The 17111-nt window shown below is 49.3% G+C and carries 11 protein-coding genes and 1 pseudogene; 2 read left to right on the top strand and 10 right to left on the bottom strand.

The window, feature by feature from the left end; translation table 11 throughout:
- Positions 1-238 precede the first annotated feature (238 nt).
- The 5 genes from ABE504_RS22140 to ABE504_RS22120 form a co-directional block, all read right to left on the bottom strand.
- The gene (locus ABE504_RS22140; protein WP_430092727.1) at positions 239-931 is read right to left on the bottom strand and encodes a histidine phosphatase family protein; all 693 of its coding nucleotides are present in this window, start codon (positions 929-931) and stop codon (positions 239-241) included.
- Between the two features lie 135 nt (positions 932-1066).
- On the bottom strand, positions 1067-1945 hold the full coding sequence (locus ABE504_RS22135; RefSeq protein WP_430092725.1) for a carbohydrate ABC transporter permease: 879 nt from the start codon (positions 1943-1945) through the stop codon (positions 1067-1069).
- 13 nt (positions 1946-1958) lie between these two features.
- Positions 1959-2930, bottom strand: coding sequence for an ABC transporter permease (locus tag ABE504_RS22130; RefSeq protein WP_430092723.1), 972 nt, complete (start codon positions 2928-2930; stop codon positions 1959-1961).
- Between the two features lie 68 nt (positions 2931-2998).
- Entirely contained in the window at positions 2999-4651 is a 1653-nt protein-coding gene (locus tag ABE504_RS22125) for an extracellular solute-binding protein (RefSeq protein WP_430092720.1), read from the bottom strand.
- Between the two features lie 214 nt (positions 4652-4865).
- A complete protein-coding gene (locus ABE504_RS22120; RefSeq protein WP_430092717.1) occupies positions 4866-7121 on the bottom strand; it encodes a helix-turn-helix domain-containing protein in 2256 nt (751 codons plus the stop codon).
- A gap of 308 nt (positions 7122-7429) precedes the next feature.
- On the opposite strand from ABE504_RS22120, the gene ABE504_RS22115 reads away from it, so the two are divergent.
- Together ABE504_RS22115 and ABE504_RS22110 are read left to right on the top strand one after the other, a co-directional pair.
- On the top strand, positions 7430-10315 hold the full coding sequence (locus ABE504_RS22115) for a CehA/McbA family metallohydrolase (protein ID WP_430092715.1): 2886 nt from the start codon (positions 7430-7432) through the stop codon (positions 10313-10315).
- A 24-nt stretch (positions 10316-10339) separates the two neighbouring features.
- Positions 10340-12271 (top strand): CehA/McbA family metallohydrolase, encoded by a 1932-nt coding sequence (locus ABE504_RS22110; protein WP_430092712.1) that lies wholly within the window; start codon positions 10340-10342, stop codon positions 12269-12271.
- Positions 12272-12287: 16 nt separating this feature from the next.
- Here the strand turns inward: ABE504_RS22110 and ABE504_RS22105 are convergent.
- The 5 genes and pseudogenes from ABE504_RS22105 to ABE504_RS22085 form a co-directional block, all read right to left on the bottom strand.
- Positions 12288-12731, bottom strand: a pseudogene (locus tag ABE504_RS22105) (YhcH/YjgK/YiaL family protein); the annotation flags it as partial.
- 995 nt (positions 12732-13726) lie between these two features.
- Entirely contained in the window at positions 13727-14059 is a 333-nt protein-coding gene (locus ABE504_RS22100; protein ID WP_430092710.1) for a hypothetical protein, read from the bottom strand.
- 102 nt (positions 14060-14161) lie between these two features.
- Positions 14162-15361, bottom strand: a complete 1200-nt coding sequence (locus ABE504_RS22095; protein WP_430092708.1) for a YhgE/Pip domain-containing protein — start codon at positions 15359-15361, stop codon at positions 14162-14164.
- 67 nt (positions 15362-15428) lie between these two features.
- On the bottom strand, positions 15429-16052 hold the full coding sequence (locus ABE504_RS22090) for a TetR/AcrR family transcriptional regulator (RefSeq protein WP_430092705.1): 624 nt from the start codon (positions 16050-16052) through the stop codon (positions 15429-15431).
- A gap of 404 nt (positions 16053-16456) precedes the next feature.
- Complete coding sequence (locus ABE504_RS22085) at positions 16457-17065, bottom strand: thioredoxin family protein (protein ID WP_430092703.1); 609 nt, start codon at positions 17063-17065, stop codon at positions 16457-16459.
- Positions 17066-17111: the final 46 nt, after the last annotated feature.

The raw sequence follows: 17111 nt of genomic DNA, 5'->3' as shown, positions 1-17111 counted from the left end.
AGCTGCCTTTGAAAATTGCGCACAATATTGTTGAAAAATTGCGGGCGGTTCGTGCACGTAATGATGGATGCGCCCGGAATTGCCCTTTTTCCCTTGCCGGCTCGTGACTCCTTTCTATGCTAAGAACGGTTCAACATATGTCCATAGCCCGGAGGACGTGTCGGCAGGTGTCAAGGGGCATCTTCGATTCATTGTAAATGTTATGCCACACCCACGGATCGCTCGTTTTCAACTGGACCTATAAGTTCGGAAAAAGCCCTGCCGTCGAGAATCCCAGCCCTGCCTCATGCAAGTGAGATATACTGCCAAGACCGATACAGCGGGGAACCGCCCAATCCTCGCTTCTCTCCTCGAACACAATCGTAGTAACAGAGCTTGGCGGAAGCCAAAATCCGCTCCAGACGAGCGGCAAAGGAAGCTCAAGTAAATGGGCCAACCAAGTCGTACCAAACCCATGATGGCAAAATACGGCGAATGTTTCGCGATTAGACGACAATATGCGGTATCGGCCATCTTCTCTTTCATATCCAAAACGCCTGAAAAAATCGTCAGAATTCACTTTGAGCTGTTCGTAAGTCTGTGCATAATCGCGAAAAGGGTCTCGTTCCGGCCATATTTCATGGCTGGGGTACGGTTGGACGGCCCTAACGATTTCGCCGGGAATATTCCAGGCCGCGCATTTTCCACCGGAGTAATCATAGGAATTTAAACTCAATTCGCGTGTCCACGGTTCAATAACCGGTTCGATGCCTAGCAGCTCCGCTGTATATTGCATCGTATGGACCGCACGGTTGATCGGTGAGCTGTATATCCGGTCAATCCCTTCCTTCGCCAGTCTTTGAGCGAGTGCCTGCGCTTCCAAATGCCCCGTTGCCGTAATTGTATCATTGGGATAATCCGGATCGGCGTGCCTGATGAGTAAGATTCTCATGTCATTTCTCTCCTGTTAAAATATTTGTACCGGCCAGTGAAATAACGTGATTTCCCAGCTCCACAACGAGTTTCAGGCCTTCGAAGCTAGAGCATCTACTCACTCTTATTGAATGTTGTGTGCACGTGGGCAATCTCAGCCTTTGATCGCCCCGATCATAACACCTTTGACGAAATATTTCTGCAGGAACGGATATACACACAGAATCGGCAAGGTGGACACGATAATGATCGAATATTTCACCTGCATAATGGCCAGGCTTTTCTCCTCGCTCATGAGAATCGAATCAGCTAAACTCTGCGTATTCTCCACAAGTACTTTTACGAGAAACAGTTGCAGCGGTTGCAGTTCCTTGCTGGGCAGATAGATTAGCGCACTGAAGTAGCTGTTCCAATGCTCGACCGCATAGAACAGGATTAAAACTGCGATGATCGGCATGGACAACGGAACGACAATCCGCCACAGGATGACCATATCGTTCGCACCGTCGATCTTCGCAGACTCGAACATAGATTCCGGCAGCGATTCGAAGTACGTCCGGGCGATAATGACGTACCATACCCCTACGGCTCCGAGCAGGATCAGAATTAATCTCGTGTCATACAAGCCTAGATGATTGATGAGAATGAATGATGGAATAATGCCTCCCTTGAACAGCATGGTAAAGACGATGAACAATGTCAACGGCACGCGGATTACGAAGCTTTTGCGAGACAGCGGAAATGCGATTAGGATCGTCATGACCACATTGACAGCTGTGCCCACAACTGTATAAAATATCGTATTCCCATACGAGGTCCACAGATCCGGATTGTCCATCACCAGCTTATAGGACTGCAGCGAGAAACCCTTGGGCCACAGCCACACCTCTTGCCTTGCGGCAGCGAGCGGGTCGCTGATCGACATGCTGAATACAAACACAAGGGGATATAGACATATAGCGATAATGAAAATCATGATGCCGGTGATGAGGACATCAATCCATTTGTTCGTTGATTGAAAAGTAGTATTCATTACTGGCTCCTTCTCACCATAAAGATATGGATGTCCATTTTCTCGACAATCGATTAAAGGTGACAATCAGGATGCAATTAATGACCGCATTCAGTAGATCGACCGCGGTGGCGAAACTGTATTCCCCCCCGACCAGACCGATCCGATAGACATAGGTGGAGATCACGTCAGAGACTCCATACGTAGCCGGATTATAGAGAAGAATGATCTTCTCGAAGCCGACACTCATCATCCGTCCCAACTGTAAAATGAGCAGAATGACGATGGTGGAGGCGATCCCGGGCAGCGTCACATGAAGCATCTGCTTCCATCGGTCGGCACCGTCGATCTTGGCCGCTTCGTACAACTGGGGATCGATCGCTGCGATCGCCGCCAGGTAAAGGATGGAATTGTATCCGAAGCCTGCCCAGATATCGGTGCCGATGTAGATCGTACGGAACCAGGAGCCTTCACTCAGGAAATTGATCTTCTCCATTCCCAGCCACTCAAGTCCTGCATTCACGATGCCGCTATTCGGCGACAGGAACGTCACGGTCATCCCGACGATGACGACGACGGAGATGAAGTGCGGCATATAGCTGACCGACTGGATGAAACGCTTGAACACCTGGCGCCTTACCTCGTTCAACAACAAGGCGAATATAATTGGAATCGGAAAGCCCCACAACACATTGTACAGATTTAGCAACAGCACGTTTTTGATCAGCCTGAACGCATAAATGGAGTTGAAGAACTCCTCGAACCAGCGTAAGCCTACCCATTCGCTGTTCCAGATTCCCCGCGTCGGCGAGAAGTTATTAAATGCCATGATCATGCCATACATCGGCACATAATGAAAAATCAGGAAATATAGAATAACTGGCAGTGTCATGAGCAACAAATATTTATCCCGAGCCAACAGCTTTCTGTACCTGCTGCTGCGAGTTTCCGGAGTCAATCGTTCCGATTTAGCGGGCGACGGCATGCTTGGGGAGTTGTTCATCATGGGGCATTTCTCTCCTCGACATGGTCGGGGCGATCGCTGAGTGCTCCCGCCCACCATGTAATTTAAGTTTATTTATTAGCCTGCAGACGGTCATACTGGGCTTGCCGGATGGAAAGCACATCGGCGATGCCAATATCCTTGATCTGCTTCGTGAAGCTGTCCCACTTCTCGATCGGCTCTTGGCCGAGGATAAATTTGGTAACCATTTCATCTTTATACGTCGAGATGTCCGTCAGCTTGCGGTTCAATTTGGAGAATTCATCTTCTGTCGGGATGGCAAATTCGACGACAGGCACTATGTAGGGTTCAATCTGTTTGGCACGCTCCATTAAAGTCGCATCCGTTAGCTTGAGCATGGATACGAATTCCTTCTTCATGACCATACTGTTCAACTGCCAACCGCCAATCGAGCGAATCGCTTCCACTGGCCCTAATCCGTTCGGGTTAGACAGGACGAAATCAGTAAACACGGGTTTTCCGTTCTGTATCGTATACGATTTACCTTCCACGCCAAGTGTGGCACGCTTGGAATTCTCCATACTGTAGACCACATAGTCCAGCCAGCGGAAAGCGATTTCGGCATTTTTAGAATCCTTATTGATCACTGCATTGCCGTTCCCTAACCAAGTCGTCTCAATATGGCCCTTATAGCCGTTTGGTCCTGCGGGCGGCATTGCCATCAACCATTGCGGATTGGCTTCGCCAGCTTCCTTCAGCTTATTGTTCCAGAGCGTATTGGACTCCTGCCATGCCAATGAGGCGCCAGATAAGCTGCGGATAATTTTGGAGGTCAGTTGATCCTTATTGTTCACTGCGAACTCCATATCAAGCAAGCCTTCCTTGATGAGCTTGTTTAGGAAGACGACCATTTCCTTCGCCCGCGGGTCGAGCCACTCATATTGTATCTTACCTTTCGCATCCGGATAGAAGCCGTCGCTCGTTCGCAGATGCAATCCCCAAGCATTACCCCAATAATAGAGCTGGGAGACTCCATTGTAGTTGGTCATCGGAATTTCGTCGGCCTTGCCGTTGCCGTTCGGATCCTTCTCTTTAAACGCTTTCAAGACGTTATACCAATCATCGACTGTAACTGGTTCCTTTAGATTCAGCTTAGTCAGCCAATCCTTGCGAATGAGCCAGCCATAAGGGCCAGCAGCGACCTCCTCGTCTCGAGTTCCAGACAGATGATAAGTTTTACCTTCCGGCGTTTTCATCAACGCAGGCAACAGCGGCTTCTGCTTAAACACTTCCGCAGCATTCTGTCCGTATTTCTTCAGAAGATCGTCCAACTGCAGCAGCAATCCGTCTTCTCCGTACTTGTACATCGGGAAGGACGTGAACATGATGTCAGGCAAATTCGTCCTTGCTGCCAGTCGCGTTTGCAATGCGGTCTGGAACTGGCTGCTCGGCGTTACGTCCCATTTGATCTTGACGCCGGTTACCTTCTCGATCTCTTGCCACACTGGAAGATTTTGAGTTAAGCTGGCTGCTGCAAACGGATTATCCGCAACTGCTACCGTGAGTGTTACCGAGCCGTCAGTTACGATTGGCATTGGATTAAGCGGCCCCGCGGACGGTGCTGCAGATGAAGATGATTGTGGAGCGGTTACTGGTTCAGTAGATGTTGGTTTATCTGTCGATGAGCATCCTGCCGCTGTAACTGCTATGGAGATAGCCATGACCAAGCTTAATCTTGATGCCAATACCTTCTTTGTATGCATTGTAATATACCCTCCTTAGTTGTCGTTACTGTTCAATCCGATCGTTACATGCCTTCTCTTATTCCGCTGATCGAACGTTCCGGAATCGCCGAGCAGCCTTGATTCAAGCCGGACTTGAGCTTCCGGACGACTAAAGTATATACGAATCGGCTGACAGGAGATACGAACAATGCTTGAGGTTTGACATATAAAATTTGTTGTCCGCCGAGTAAGCTTAAGGAGCGCCCTTGTATTGGCTCGGTGTGATGCCCATATACTTTTTGAACAGCCTCCGGTAGGTAATATCATTGTCGAAGCCCACCTTTTGCGCGATCTGAAGAATGGTTGTCTCTCCAGTGAGAAGCCGCTTAGAAGCTTCGATTCGGCATCGATTCACGTAATCGACGAAGTTCGTACCGGTCTGATTCTTGAAGTATCGGCTCAAGTAAGACGAGGAGATGCCGAACGTGTCCGCAACCGAGGTCAATGACAAATTCTGGTCGGTATAATGTGTCTCCAAATATAGCCTAATCTCCCGTATCAGGTGGTCATTACGGCCTTCCCGCTCCTGAATGACGAGCCGGACCGCCTCTTCATACAGCCTCCGGATCTCAGTGAGCATCGCATCGAACTCATTCTGCTGCAGCAGCTCATTCCAGTTGACTTCCGGCAATTCCGCGATATTGAGCTCCTCTAGCGTAATCAGAGCGACAGTCGCCACCCGGTAGCAGAGAAACCGTATTCCATCGAGAGATAGTTGATAAGTCTGTACTTCCATACGCACGACACGATGCGCTTTCTCGACTGCAACCTCTGCTTGGCCATTCCGTATGGCCACCTTCAACTCCTCCTCTTCCTGGATCGTTCCCTTCCACGTAACGGTGTCCGCAAATCGTTCGACGTAAAGTGTCGAGCCTTCTTCCTGAATGAACCGATATTCGAGCGCATGCAACGCTTCGCCATAGGAGCGATGTAAGTCGTCTATGCTTTGGCACAGCCGTCCAACGCCGATGGCCCTGTACGCGACGGACATACTATACAGCCCTTCGCAAATCACCTGGATCGCATGCTCACTTGCCTGCTGACTATCGACGTTGAGAATGATCGACTTGCTGCGCCCGTCTAGTTCAACCCAGTAGATCGAAGCAATGCTCTGGTCCAGCCCGGATTTCACGAGTTCAAGGAAAGACTCCGAAACGAGTTGATCCTCACTGAGCAGCAGGATGAGACACCGATAATTGTCATGCGGGAATGTAATGTCAAGCAGCTCCAGCGTCTGTGTGATATCCGCTGTTCCTCTATCATTCTTAAGCAGTCGGGTCAAGCACGTATTTCGAGCGAACGGTTTGTACAAGAGAATTTCATGTTCGCTGCGGTCAACATCGTTCAGCATTGCATAGATCGCTTGCTCTAGAATCATATATTCGTTGTTATCCTTCCCGACAGGCCGCTGCCGAGTACGGACAAGGTTCAGAATCTGGGCAATCGGTCGGTAATCCCGCCTCGCCAACATGAAGGAGATGACGAAGCCAATGACCAGATAGAAGATAACCACGGCAACAGCAACGATCCGGACGGTTTTTAACTTGCCTGTCAGCGTATTGGCCGGTACAACCAGTTTATAGCTCCAACCATTCGCGCCCTCTGCAGAGGAATACACCATATAATCAGACCCATCCCCCATTCGCAGAAGATCCCCCCCGGAAGTGGGCACTCGTTCATTCTGCAGCAAGGCCATACGTATCTCGGGGTTCCCGTGATAGCTCGTTAGCCAATTACCCTGCCTGTCAGCAACGTAAACGCTTCCGTTCATCTTGATGAGCGCAGACTTCCCCAGCATTTCCTGGATCATATCCTCCCGTATGAGCAGCAACAGCGTGGCCTGAAAAGAGGAGTTGCCTGGCGGAAGTGAATGCAGGTAAGTGATCATGCGCTTCGATTGATTCAGTACGCTGACCTCCTCTGGCGGCAGAATCGATCGATTATTCTGCTGCTCCAGCATCCCAAACCAGTCGTCAGGCGTCAGGCGGCGGTACCGGATCAGATCGGCGAAGAACCGTTCTCTATTGTCCTTGCCGACTGTCGAGATAATCGTATCTTTTCCTTTGAAATCAATCGCAATCTCATCGACAAGCGGATAAGTCGCTTGGAAGATGCGCAGCTCCTGAATAATATTTAACAGCAAGTTGATGTCCAAGCGATCGTAGCTGAGACTTGGCCCTTCCATATTCATCAACTTTGTTGCCCAAGGCATGTAGGACAGCTGTACAGCGAACATATCCAGCGTTTGAAAGTTACGATCGATCTCGGTGCGAATATCCTCGACCACACTACTGTAGGTGACCTGCATCTCTTTCTCCATCGTGGTCGTCAGCCAGTAATAGGTGAGCAGCCCGAATAGAATCATTGGCAAAGTGATGATCAGGATATAGGAATAAAACACCTTCATAAATACGGAACCCGATCTGTCACGAAAGATGAACGTCTTCATTTTGTTCCCCCATTTCTCTGTCTACGAACTATCTCGCCTTGATATTGTTAGCTACAGTTATTCGTTGGAAATTGAATGTTTCCTGTTGGCTCGAAGGCTAAATACCCATATTTGCACCGGAAGACAAAATTTATATGAGCGTCAGCAAGCAATGTTCGTTGATCTTCTGGAGGAACTGTACCATATTAAAATTATCAGTAGCCCGAGTCCTGCTCGCCATACAGGTAAGCGCGTAGGCGAACAATTCAGCAGGAAGGGGGAGCGAATAACCAAGCAAACAAACCAATACTATGGGAGGTAATCGAAGTATGAAGAAGGCAAGCGAATGGGGACGCATTCTAAAGGTGGCGTTATTTGTTGCGGCACTTGTTGTAACCGTTGCCATCTCAATGGTGAACACACAGACAGCTTACGGCCAAATGGGCAACGGATTAAAAGGCGACTATTTCAATAATATAGACCTTACTTCTCCTGTGCTGTCGAGGACGGACCCCACCGTGAATTATAATTGGGGCTCTGGCTCTCCTGACGCTTCCATAGCGTCCGACACCTTCTCTGTCAGATGGACAGGGCAAATTCGACCGCAGTATTCACAGAAATACAATTTCTACGTTAAATTCGATGGAGGCGTAAGACTGTGGGTCAATGGAGAGTTGTTAATCGACAGATGGACCGAGCAGACGAATGCGGAGTGGACCTCCTTCCTTACACTGACGGCGAATACAGATTATGACATTCGTCTCGAATATTTTACAAATACAGGGAATTCTTCAGTCAAATTGTATTGGTCCAGCTCCAGCCAGTCGAAGCAGATCGTCCCGCAGAGCCGAATGAGTGAGACACCTCCATTGATCAGCGCCGGCAAACCCGTCACATCACAAAGCAATGAGTCTGGCCATGAACCTGAATACGGGAACGATGCCGATGCAACTAATACAAGCTACTGGTCAGCTTACCCGTATACACAATGGTGGCAGGTAGATCTCGGTGCCAACTACAATATTAAGAAGTTAAGCATCCGCAATTATGTAGATGGCACCCGATACTACAAGTACAATATTCAAACAAGCACGAACGGCACAACATGGACAACTTTGGCTGCCAAATCGAATAACAATCCGGCCACGGACGCCGGCGATGCATATGACGTCGACGATATCGGGCGATTCATTAGAGTGAACGTGACCTACAACTCTGCGAACAAGGGTACTCACATCAGCGATCTCAAGGTGTACGGCTATAAGGAATGCACGCTGAACCCTGCTCTGCTGACATCTGACAAAACCGCTGAGGTCGAAGCCAAGCCGTCCTCGCCGGGAGATCCGATCATCACTTACACTCAAACCGGCCATGAGCCGCACTACGCGATCGATTCCGATGCCACTAACGGCAATTACGCCAGCATGTCTCCTTATCAGCATTACTGGCAGGTGGACTTGGAGAACAATTATGAGATCAAACTGATCAGGTTGCGTAATTATGTCGACGGCACCCGTTATTATCAATATACGATCTACGTGAGCAAGGATCAGTTCAATTGGACCCAGGTGGCAGCCAAAAATGATATAAAAGAAGCGGTCGATCAAGGAGATACATACACAGTCAACGCGACCGGTCGTTATATTCGTGTTAGGGGTACGTATAATTCGGCCAATGCGGTATTCCACATTACGGATTTCAAGGCTTATGGTTTTAGAGAAAGCGTGCCGCTTCCAACTCCTTCCGTCAATCTCAGCGCCTTCAGCATCATTCAATCCGCTGATTACGATGCGGTTAACGGCATTACCTTCGCTGCCAGTCCCGATTCGACCCATGAATATGCAATTGGTGACGACTCCGTTGCAGCCAGCGCCGTCACGGCAGGCGATTATTTACGCTTTGATGATCTGGATTTTGGCGCAACGGGCGCGTATCAGTTCATCGCCCGTGTATACACGCCTAATCCGGATGAGGGTGAACCGCTCGAAACAGTCAATTTAGAGGTACGGCTCGATTCTCCGACGGGTACACGAGTTGGGACGCTTTCCGCGTTCAAACAGTGGAACAGGAACAGTACCTTGGCAACGGACATTAGCCTGGTAACTGGTGTACATGACGTATACCTCGTGATCGGAAATAATTCGGACAAAGGACTGGGCATCAACTGGTTCCAATTCGCCAAGAAACCGGCACTTCCGGCTGCCGCCCCGGAGCCCTCGCCGCTGCCCGCACCGGCCAGCTACAATGTGTATTTCGGGAACCTGCACAGCCATACCTCATTTTCCGATGGCGCTGGCGTTCCAGATGCAGCGTTCGATTACGCAAGGAACACGGCTGATCTGGATTTTCTCGCCGTCACGGAACATTCCAATCTGTACGATAACTTCTTTGACTGGAATCAAAGTCTGAAATGGCGGGACTTGAAGCAGTCAGCTGACCGCAAGACTGTTAACGGCAGCTTCGTCGCCCTGGCAGGGAGCGAGGTTACGTGGTACCCTTCCAGTCGCTTTGGGCATATAAATACGCTGGAGATGGATCACTTCATCAATACGTACGAAATCAAGTACAATACGCCGAGCAATTTTTACAATCATGTAAAGCAGTATCCGGCGTCCATTGTTCAGTGGAATCACCCCTGGGATGCCGACTTTGACGGCTTCTCACCCTATGATGCAGATGCGGATGATGTTGTCGAATTGATTGAAGTTCCCACCTGGTCCAATGCCATTGATTATATGGGTTACTATACGGATGCATTGGATATGGGCTGGCATATCGCGCCAACCGGCAATCAGGATAATCATGTGGCGAATTGGGGAACGCTGGATAACCGCAGAACCGCCGTTCTGACAGAAAGCCTCAGCAAAGCGCAAATCCTTGACGCCATCCGTCAACATCGGGTGTATTCAACGACTGACATCAATATGAAAGTCATCTACCAAATTAACAACAGCATCATGGGCTCCACTTTATCGAGTCCGTCCACATTGAACTTCTCGGTCCGTGCAAGCGATCCTGACTCCGGAGATACGATTAGCAGAATCGAAGTGTATACGGAGGGTGGTCAGTTGGCTGGGTCTGCTAATTTCAGTTCTACTAACATTAATTGGACCAATTTCTCCATTACGAACAATACCAAGAAATATTACTTCCTTAAAATCATTCAGAATGACGGTCAGGCTGCGATTACAGCGCCGATCTGGACCGGACTCTAGACACTGCAGAATGGGTGATACATCATGCTTGAACAAAGTCAGAACGAACATACACAACCGATCGTACTATTGAGCCAAGGCACAATTGCAGCAGCGGAAAACGAGCTCGAAGGCTTCGAGGCGGAGAAAGCTATCGACGGCCGAGACGATACGTATTGGGCAGGTGCGCCATACTACGTCTCGTGGAGGCTAGATTTGCTGAAGTGCAGCCGGATTACACAGCTTGTGATCGACACGGGAGCGGGTGAAGCCGAATATACGCACTATTTCGTTGAATTTAGCCAGGATAGGCTGAACTGGGAAACCGCAGCGGAGAAACGAGACAATACGGAGACACAAGCTGGCGGAGACACGTATAATTTGTTTATTATCGCACGTTATATACGGGTAACCGTCACGTACTGCTCCCCGGGGGCGACCGCGAAGATTCGTAATGTGCACGTGTACGGGTATGCAGGGGATGCTGTGGATACGGAAACTGACAAGGTTCCGTATAGCAAATTTCCGGCAGCCAACTATGATCAAGCGCATGGCTTCAGCGAGCTGGATACGGACGACATTGAACCTGGCGAGACATACAGCGTAATAACCGCAAGTGAGGTTGACAGTTATCTGGTTTACCACGGGATTGATTTTACAGAGGCAGGCGTAGATCAACTGCGCGGACAATTCGGATTTACGGACAGTGACAGGAACCGGCAGATTACACTAGAGGTCCGGGTGGATGATCTTCATGGGGAAAAGATAGGAGAAATCGTCCTGTTTAAGCAATGGAAACGATGGTCGATCTTAGCCGGTTGTCTGGCACATTCGAACTCGTCTCTATTGACCGGCATTCACAACGTCTATCTGGTGATGACAGATGCCTCACCTGGTCAGCGCCTGTTAATTCATTGGTTGGCCTTCGTCAAGCAGCGACCTTTAACTGTTCCAAAGCCTCGGCCAAGTGCTTTGCCTGCTCCAATCGACAACAAGTACAATATCTACTTCGGCAACCTGCATAGCCATACCGGATTTTCGGATGGCATCGGGGTTCCCGAAGAGGCGTACGATTATGCACGGTATACGGCCGGCATTGACTTTCTGGCGATCACGGAGCACAGCAATCTGTATGATCATTATTTGGATTGGGATCTAAGCCGCAAATGGGCCGATATCCGGCAGATGGCCGATACGAAAACTGAAGATGGCGCCTTCCTCGCGCTGTACGGTGCCGAAACGACGTGGTACAACCAATTCGGACATATGAATACGTACAACCTGGACTTTTTTATCAACACATATGAAACGAAATATAACGATATTCCGCAGTACTATGATCTGGTTAAACGCTACCCCGATTCGATCCATCAATGGAATCATCCGTGGTCCAGCGGAGATCGCCATTTGGACGGATTCGAGCCTTACGACGCGCAAGTCGATGAGGTGCTTCATCTGATCGAAACGAACCCGATCGAATCGGAGGAGCTCGGGGGACTGTATTATTATATCATGGCGCTGGATAAGGGATGGCATGTCGCACCCGTTGGCAACCAGGATAACCATCATGGGCTGTGGGGAACGCAAAATACGCTTCGGACGGCGGTTCTGGTTGAAAAGCTGACAAAAGAACACTTCTACGATGCGATCCGGCACCAGCGCGTTTATTTTACATCAGCACTGCAACTGAAGGTATGGTTTACGGTGAACAGCGCCATTATGGGTTCGCGAATCCAACACTCTGACATGCTGCTGATTGAAATCAAAGCGCTATACGGTTTAGAAACGGGATGCCAGATCGTTCGGACTGAAATTATCGGCGAACGCGGACGCGTGCTCCATGCTTATGACCATCGGTGCGAGCAGTTGGAGTATCAGGTAGCGCTGCCTTGCGAGGAGCGATTTTATTTTGCCAAAATTTATCAGGAGAACGGCGAATTCGCGGCAACCGCTCCGGTATGGATTGAGATGGACTAAGATAAGATTATTTTATTCATTGATCCGTTCCCCATTTTACTAATAATTTCATGTCTATTTTGAATACAATTTTGCGAATTGTAGTACCTCCAAATTTGCTGCAAGCGGGTCGGTGCAAATCGTCTGGGTATAAGACAACCAACATATCCGGCTTGAGAATTACAGGAATCTCATGACCAACCTCATTGTAAAGCACATAATCTTTATCAATTTGCCGATCTTGAATTGGGAGTGCCCCGTTCGTTAGCGACCTGCTAACAAAGATCGTTTCTTCACCTTCCAGCAAGAACATTACGTCAGCATACCGTCTATGTTGTTCTGCCAGCCGTTCAGAATGAACGGCTGTTACCACTTCTTGCACGAGTGTATACAGCAAATCACCATCTATATCATGGCGGCCTAGTTTCAAGTGGTTACCTTGCTCCTTCAACCAAATGATAACTCGGTTAATTGCCGATGGAAATAAGTCTTTTTCATTATCTGTCCCAAGAAGATAAGTGACTGAGAATCATGTGTTAATTACCTCCGAAATGATAAGACTTCACGTAATTTAATCCCTTGGCCGAGTTCAGCCCCTTGTGCGATTAGTTTTTAGTTGCAGCTCTCCTATGTCAAGTTCACGAATCGATTTCTTCTGTTCGACACTCATTGCCACTGCGACACCGACAGCTTCTGCTTGTGTCATTTGATTATATAGACCTAAATAAGATAAATATTGAAATAATGGGATTTCACAACCTCGCTTTAAGTAGAGAGGATTTTTTGGCGTGACTCCCCAAAAAGGGGTGTTAAATTTTTGAAATTAGATAAAAAATAGTAAACCGCCGGTACCAGGAACAACCATATCAGTATTTGTGCAACGCTAGTGACTTCCTGCTAGCCGAGTATAATTCTAAGCGATATAAATCAATGATAAAATTCCCTGGAATTAATAAATCCAATCCAAGAAGGCCATTTATTCCGGGGTACTACCGAAAGGACTTAAACTTCCACGATAATGCTATTACTGACCCCTTGTTATCCGACTGATAATAAAAAGGAACGCTCAATCAAGGACGCTCTCCTACTGCGTATCGCTTCGTTGTCTTCCTATTAAGCACTCCACATGTGTCTAGTCCTGAGGACGCCAGAGCCAGACAGGAGTCGGGCAAAACTTCGTCTTACAGCCTCCGGTTTGATACCGGACGGAAATCCTTCGTTACGCCGATCATTTGACCGCCATTGCGATAATAGTCATCCTGGACACGCGCCAGGTGTGGCTTTTTTTATTTTTGCGGCGGATGTAGACGTAGTAGAACGGCGTCGTGGCGTACGCCTTGAAGTCTCGGCTACGGGCAGCTCGCAGGAAAGCGACGTCTTTTGCCCAGCGAGCGATCAGGGAAGCGCACTTTGCGCAGCACGCGTCTGCGGAACAGGATCGTGCCGCCCTGCACGAATTCCACCTCTTGGTCGCGATCATGCGGCGAACGAATCAGCAGTTCCTTTGTTGATGTCAAATAGATCAAGCAGGCATGCTTGCCGGCAATATCGCTGCGCGTACGATAAAGCGCCTTGACTTGCTCCAGCAAGTAATGCGGTGCGCTCGACGTCTTGGTAGACGCGGACGTTCGGCACGTCCCGCACTTTGCGGCGGTATTCGGCAAGCGGCATGCTATCCTGATTTAAAATGATAATGAGCTCCTTCGCCGGATACTGCTGCCTCTGAAAATTGCGCACAATATTGTTGAAAAATTGCGGGCGGTTCGTGCACGTAATGATGGATACGCCCGGAATTGCCCTTTTTCCCATGCCGGCTCGTCACTCCTTTCTATGCTATGAACGGTTCAACATATGTCCATAGCCGGGAGGACGTGTCCGCAGGTGTCTAGGGGCTCCGAGCAATTTCACAAGTTAGGCTGCTGTTGCTGCAGCCGTCGGTTTGGGCTGTCTTTTCGCGGCGGACAGCACAGTCAGCACCAACCCCGCCGCGCCGATCCAACCCAGCGTCCACATCGGCGCGCTGAGATTCAGGCCTTGGCCGAAGTAGAGCACATCGCGCAGTCCAGCCGCGCCAAAACGCAGCGGCATCCACGTATACAGCCAGTCATGGCTGAAGCTCGGAAGCATTTCCGGCGGCAGCGCAAGCACTGGTGCGCCGAAGAAGAAGACGAGTACGAAAAGCGGCACCCCTTTTAGACCCAACCAAGAAACGATGGCGGTTTGCAGCAGGAAGAAGGCAAAGCCAGTGAACCATAAGAATAACCAAGTTTCACTGTAATCCCTGATCGTTAACCCGAGCCATTCCCCTGCAACGAGCACGATGCTTCCTGCCGCGAACGCCGACAGTACAGCACCGCCAAGCAGTTGCGCGAGTCGTACGCGGAGGAGATGCGTGACGGAACCGGACTGCGCCGCGGCTTTGCCTGCGGCCATGAATAACAGCAGCGTCGCAACCATCGCCCCGAACCAGGCCAGCTGTGTGAGCGCGACAGGCGCGTTGCCGTTCATGCTGCTGGTGCCGACAGGGTTAACCGTCGTTGTGGTGAGTTGAATCGGTGCCGCGAACGCCTTCGTCTGCTCCGCCGTCAGCGTGCCTCCCTGCTTGGCGATCTGCCCAAGCAATTGCTCGCGCACTTGGCCGTTCATACCGGCCAGCATTTGATTCAGGATTTGGTTCACCATCGTATCCGCGGTGTTGTTCATGCCTGGATTGGTGTACAGCACTGCTGCCGCAGGCTGCCCTTGCGGTGTCGTCAGGCTCAGCAGCTTCCGGCTAAAATCCGCAGGAATCACGACCGCCCCGTACGCCTGCTGCCGGTTCATCGCGTCCACCGCTTCTTGCTCACTGGCGGCAACCGTCCATTGCAGCGGCGAGGCAGCGCCTTCCTGCGTCGGAGCAGCTGTGATTTTGTCCTGCAACAGCTTGCCAAAATTCATCTCTTGCCCAGTGGGCAGCTTCTCGCCTGCGTCTTGCTGGACGAGGATGACCGGTAAATTCCGCGGCACCGGATTCACCGACGAACCGAGCTGCGCCAAGCCCAGCAGCAAGATCACGGCAAAAACCGCGACGAACGCGATGTAGACGTGTTTTTGTTTCAAAAATGTTTTCATGAAAACTCCTCCTCGATTATCCATCATTTCACTCAACGATGTGTGAACGAAATTACTAAAAAAAACATCACTTCCGCCATAACGACACAGTGAAAGTGACCATTTTTCTCAAATACCCGTCAAGATCCGATTGCACCAGATTAATCGCCGTCACCTGACTCATCACGACCATCAGGCCCACCGAGATCACTTGTCTGGCTGCAGCTTCAAAATCCATCTCGCGAATTTCGCCCGCCGCGGCTCTTCTCGCTAACGCCGCGGTTAAGTCCTTGAGGCGCTGCAGCACCATATCCGACATGAAATGTTTATCGCCGGATACAATTTGCTCTGAGTCCCTCAGCATGATTTTCAAAAAATCCCGGTCGCCCAGCATCTTCGTCACCATGCCGGAAATAAACTGATACAGCGCAACTTCCAGCGGCTGCCCGGGATGAATGCCCTTAATCAGCTCATCCATCTGTTGAAACCGCGATTCCTGGGCCTCCTTGACAATCGTCTCCAAGATCTCCTGCTTCCCCCCCGGGAAATAATGATAAAGCAACCCGTCAGTGATCCCAATATGCTTATGCATCGCGCGGATCGACGTGCCGTGATACCCGTGCTGGGCGAACAGTTCCTTGGCCCCCTGCAAAATTTGCTCCCGCCGCTCAGCCGCTTGAAAATCGCGGGATGTTTTGGGAATGCGTTTCATAGGCTCAATCTCGCTTTCGATTTCATTCAACGATCGTGTAATGAATTATAGCGCAGTTGGATGAGGAAGGCAAGTGGCAGCTTGTTAACTCCAACGACAAGAAAATACCCTCATTAGCGACAAGAAAGTCCCTACAATCAATAAAATCGTGGAAACTCACGACATGAAAATCCCTATAATACGTGATTAGCGACATGAAAATCCCTTCAATGCATTCATACTACTACCTCTCACCTAAGTCTTAAGAAAATTATCTAAGACTAGGGTTTGCGAAGCTTTGGGAATCAAATATTAAATCGCCATTCATGTATTTGAGGTATTTTCTTGTCGTTGTACTTAAGTAATCCTGAGTTGATGATGAGTTAAAGTCGATCAACTCCTTGAGCCGAGGGGGGATCCCCCATTTACGAAGGAAAGATAGTAAACAGCTCTCTTAATTCATGAAGGATAACTTCCTGATACTTGTTGCTAGCTTGATAGAGATCGCCGATCTCTCGATATGTTTGGTTCAATTTTTCCTTATAATCGGCAACGTGTTTATTGGGATTGTTCTTTTTAAAACGATCCATCACTGCCTGAATATAGGCTGGGCGGGCTCCCCATCTGCCTAGAACGTCTCCATTCGCATTCAAGAACACAGCGATTGGCTGATTTCGTCCGCCATCCGTGAGAAAAAGATCCATGGTTTCCAAATGCTCTTCCATGAGCAATACTTCAGTTGAAATGTGGCTTTGCTCCATTACTCGAAACAGTAAAGGGACGTTCCAGATGACGTCAGGGCACCAATCTGTACATAGAATCAAACAGTGCAGGTCGGAACGATTGTTTAAAGCGGTAAAAAATACTTTCAGATCTTCTTGCGGCCATGTGAAGTTATCGAAAACGGAGACGAACCGCTCTTTGGTATTCGTGATATTACTGGTTTCCATCGTTCGATTTTGCATGCCATCAATGAATTGTTGAGGTGAAATCCCTTGACCGATTTTGTGCTTTAAGTTCAATCGTGCTTCCATTTCTTCACGCTTCCTCTTCATTATATTTATTTCAATTATTCTAATT

The organism is Paenibacillus oryzisoli, assembly GCF_050467285.1.
GTDB classification, from domain to species: Bacteria; Bacillota; Bacilli; order Paenibacillales; family NBRC-103111; genus Paenibacillus_E; species Paenibacillus_E oryzisoli_A.
This window is presented reverse-complemented; position numbering and strand designations above follow the sequence as displayed.

What these genes read in the sequence shown, in the direction of transcription:
- ABE504_RS22140 (WP_430092727.1), bottom strand. Translation starts at nt 931, where the DNA reads ATGAGAATCTTACTCATCAGGCACGCCGATCCGGATTATCCCAATGAT.
- ABE504_RS22135 (WP_430092725.1), bottom strand. Translation starts at nt 1,945, where the DNA reads ATGAATACTACTTTTCAATCAACGAACAAATGGATTGATGTCCTCATC.
- ABE504_RS22130 (WP_430092723.1), bottom strand. Translation starts at nt 2,930, where the DNA reads ATGATGAACAACTCCCCAAGCATGCCGTCGCCCGCTAAATCGGAACGA.
- ABE504_RS22125 (WP_430092720.1), bottom strand. Translation starts at nt 4,651, where the DNA reads ATGCATACAAAGAAGGTATTGGCATCAAGATTAAGCTTGGTCATGGCT.
- ABE504_RS22120 (WP_430092717.1), bottom strand. Translation starts at nt 7,121, where the DNA reads ATGAAGACGTTCATCTTTCGTGACAGATCGGGTTCCGTATTTATGAAG.
- ABE504_RS22115 (WP_430092715.1), top strand. Translation starts at nt 7,430, where the DNA reads ATGAAGAAGGCAAGCGAATGGGGACGCATTCTAAAGGTGGCGTTATTT.
- ABE504_RS22110 (WP_430092712.1), top strand. Translation starts at nt 10,340, where the DNA reads ATGCTTGAACAAAGTCAGAACGAACATACACAACCGATCGTACTATTG.
- ABE504_RS22100 (WP_430092710.1), bottom strand. Translation starts at nt 14,059, where the DNA reads ATGGGAAAAAGGGCAATTCCGGGCGTATCCATCATTACGTGCACGAAC.
- ABE504_RS22095 (WP_430092708.1), bottom strand. Translation starts at nt 15,361, where the DNA reads ATGAAAACATTTTTGAAACAAAAACACGTCTACATCGCGTTCGTCGCG.
- ABE504_RS22090 (WP_430092705.1), bottom strand. Translation starts at nt 16,052, where the DNA reads ATGAAACGCATTCCCAAAACATCCCGCGATTTTCAAGCGGCTGAGCGG.
- ABE504_RS22085 (WP_430092703.1), bottom strand. Translation starts at nt 17,065, where the DNA reads ATGGAAGCACGATTGAACTTAAAGCACAAAATCGGTCAAGGGATTTCA.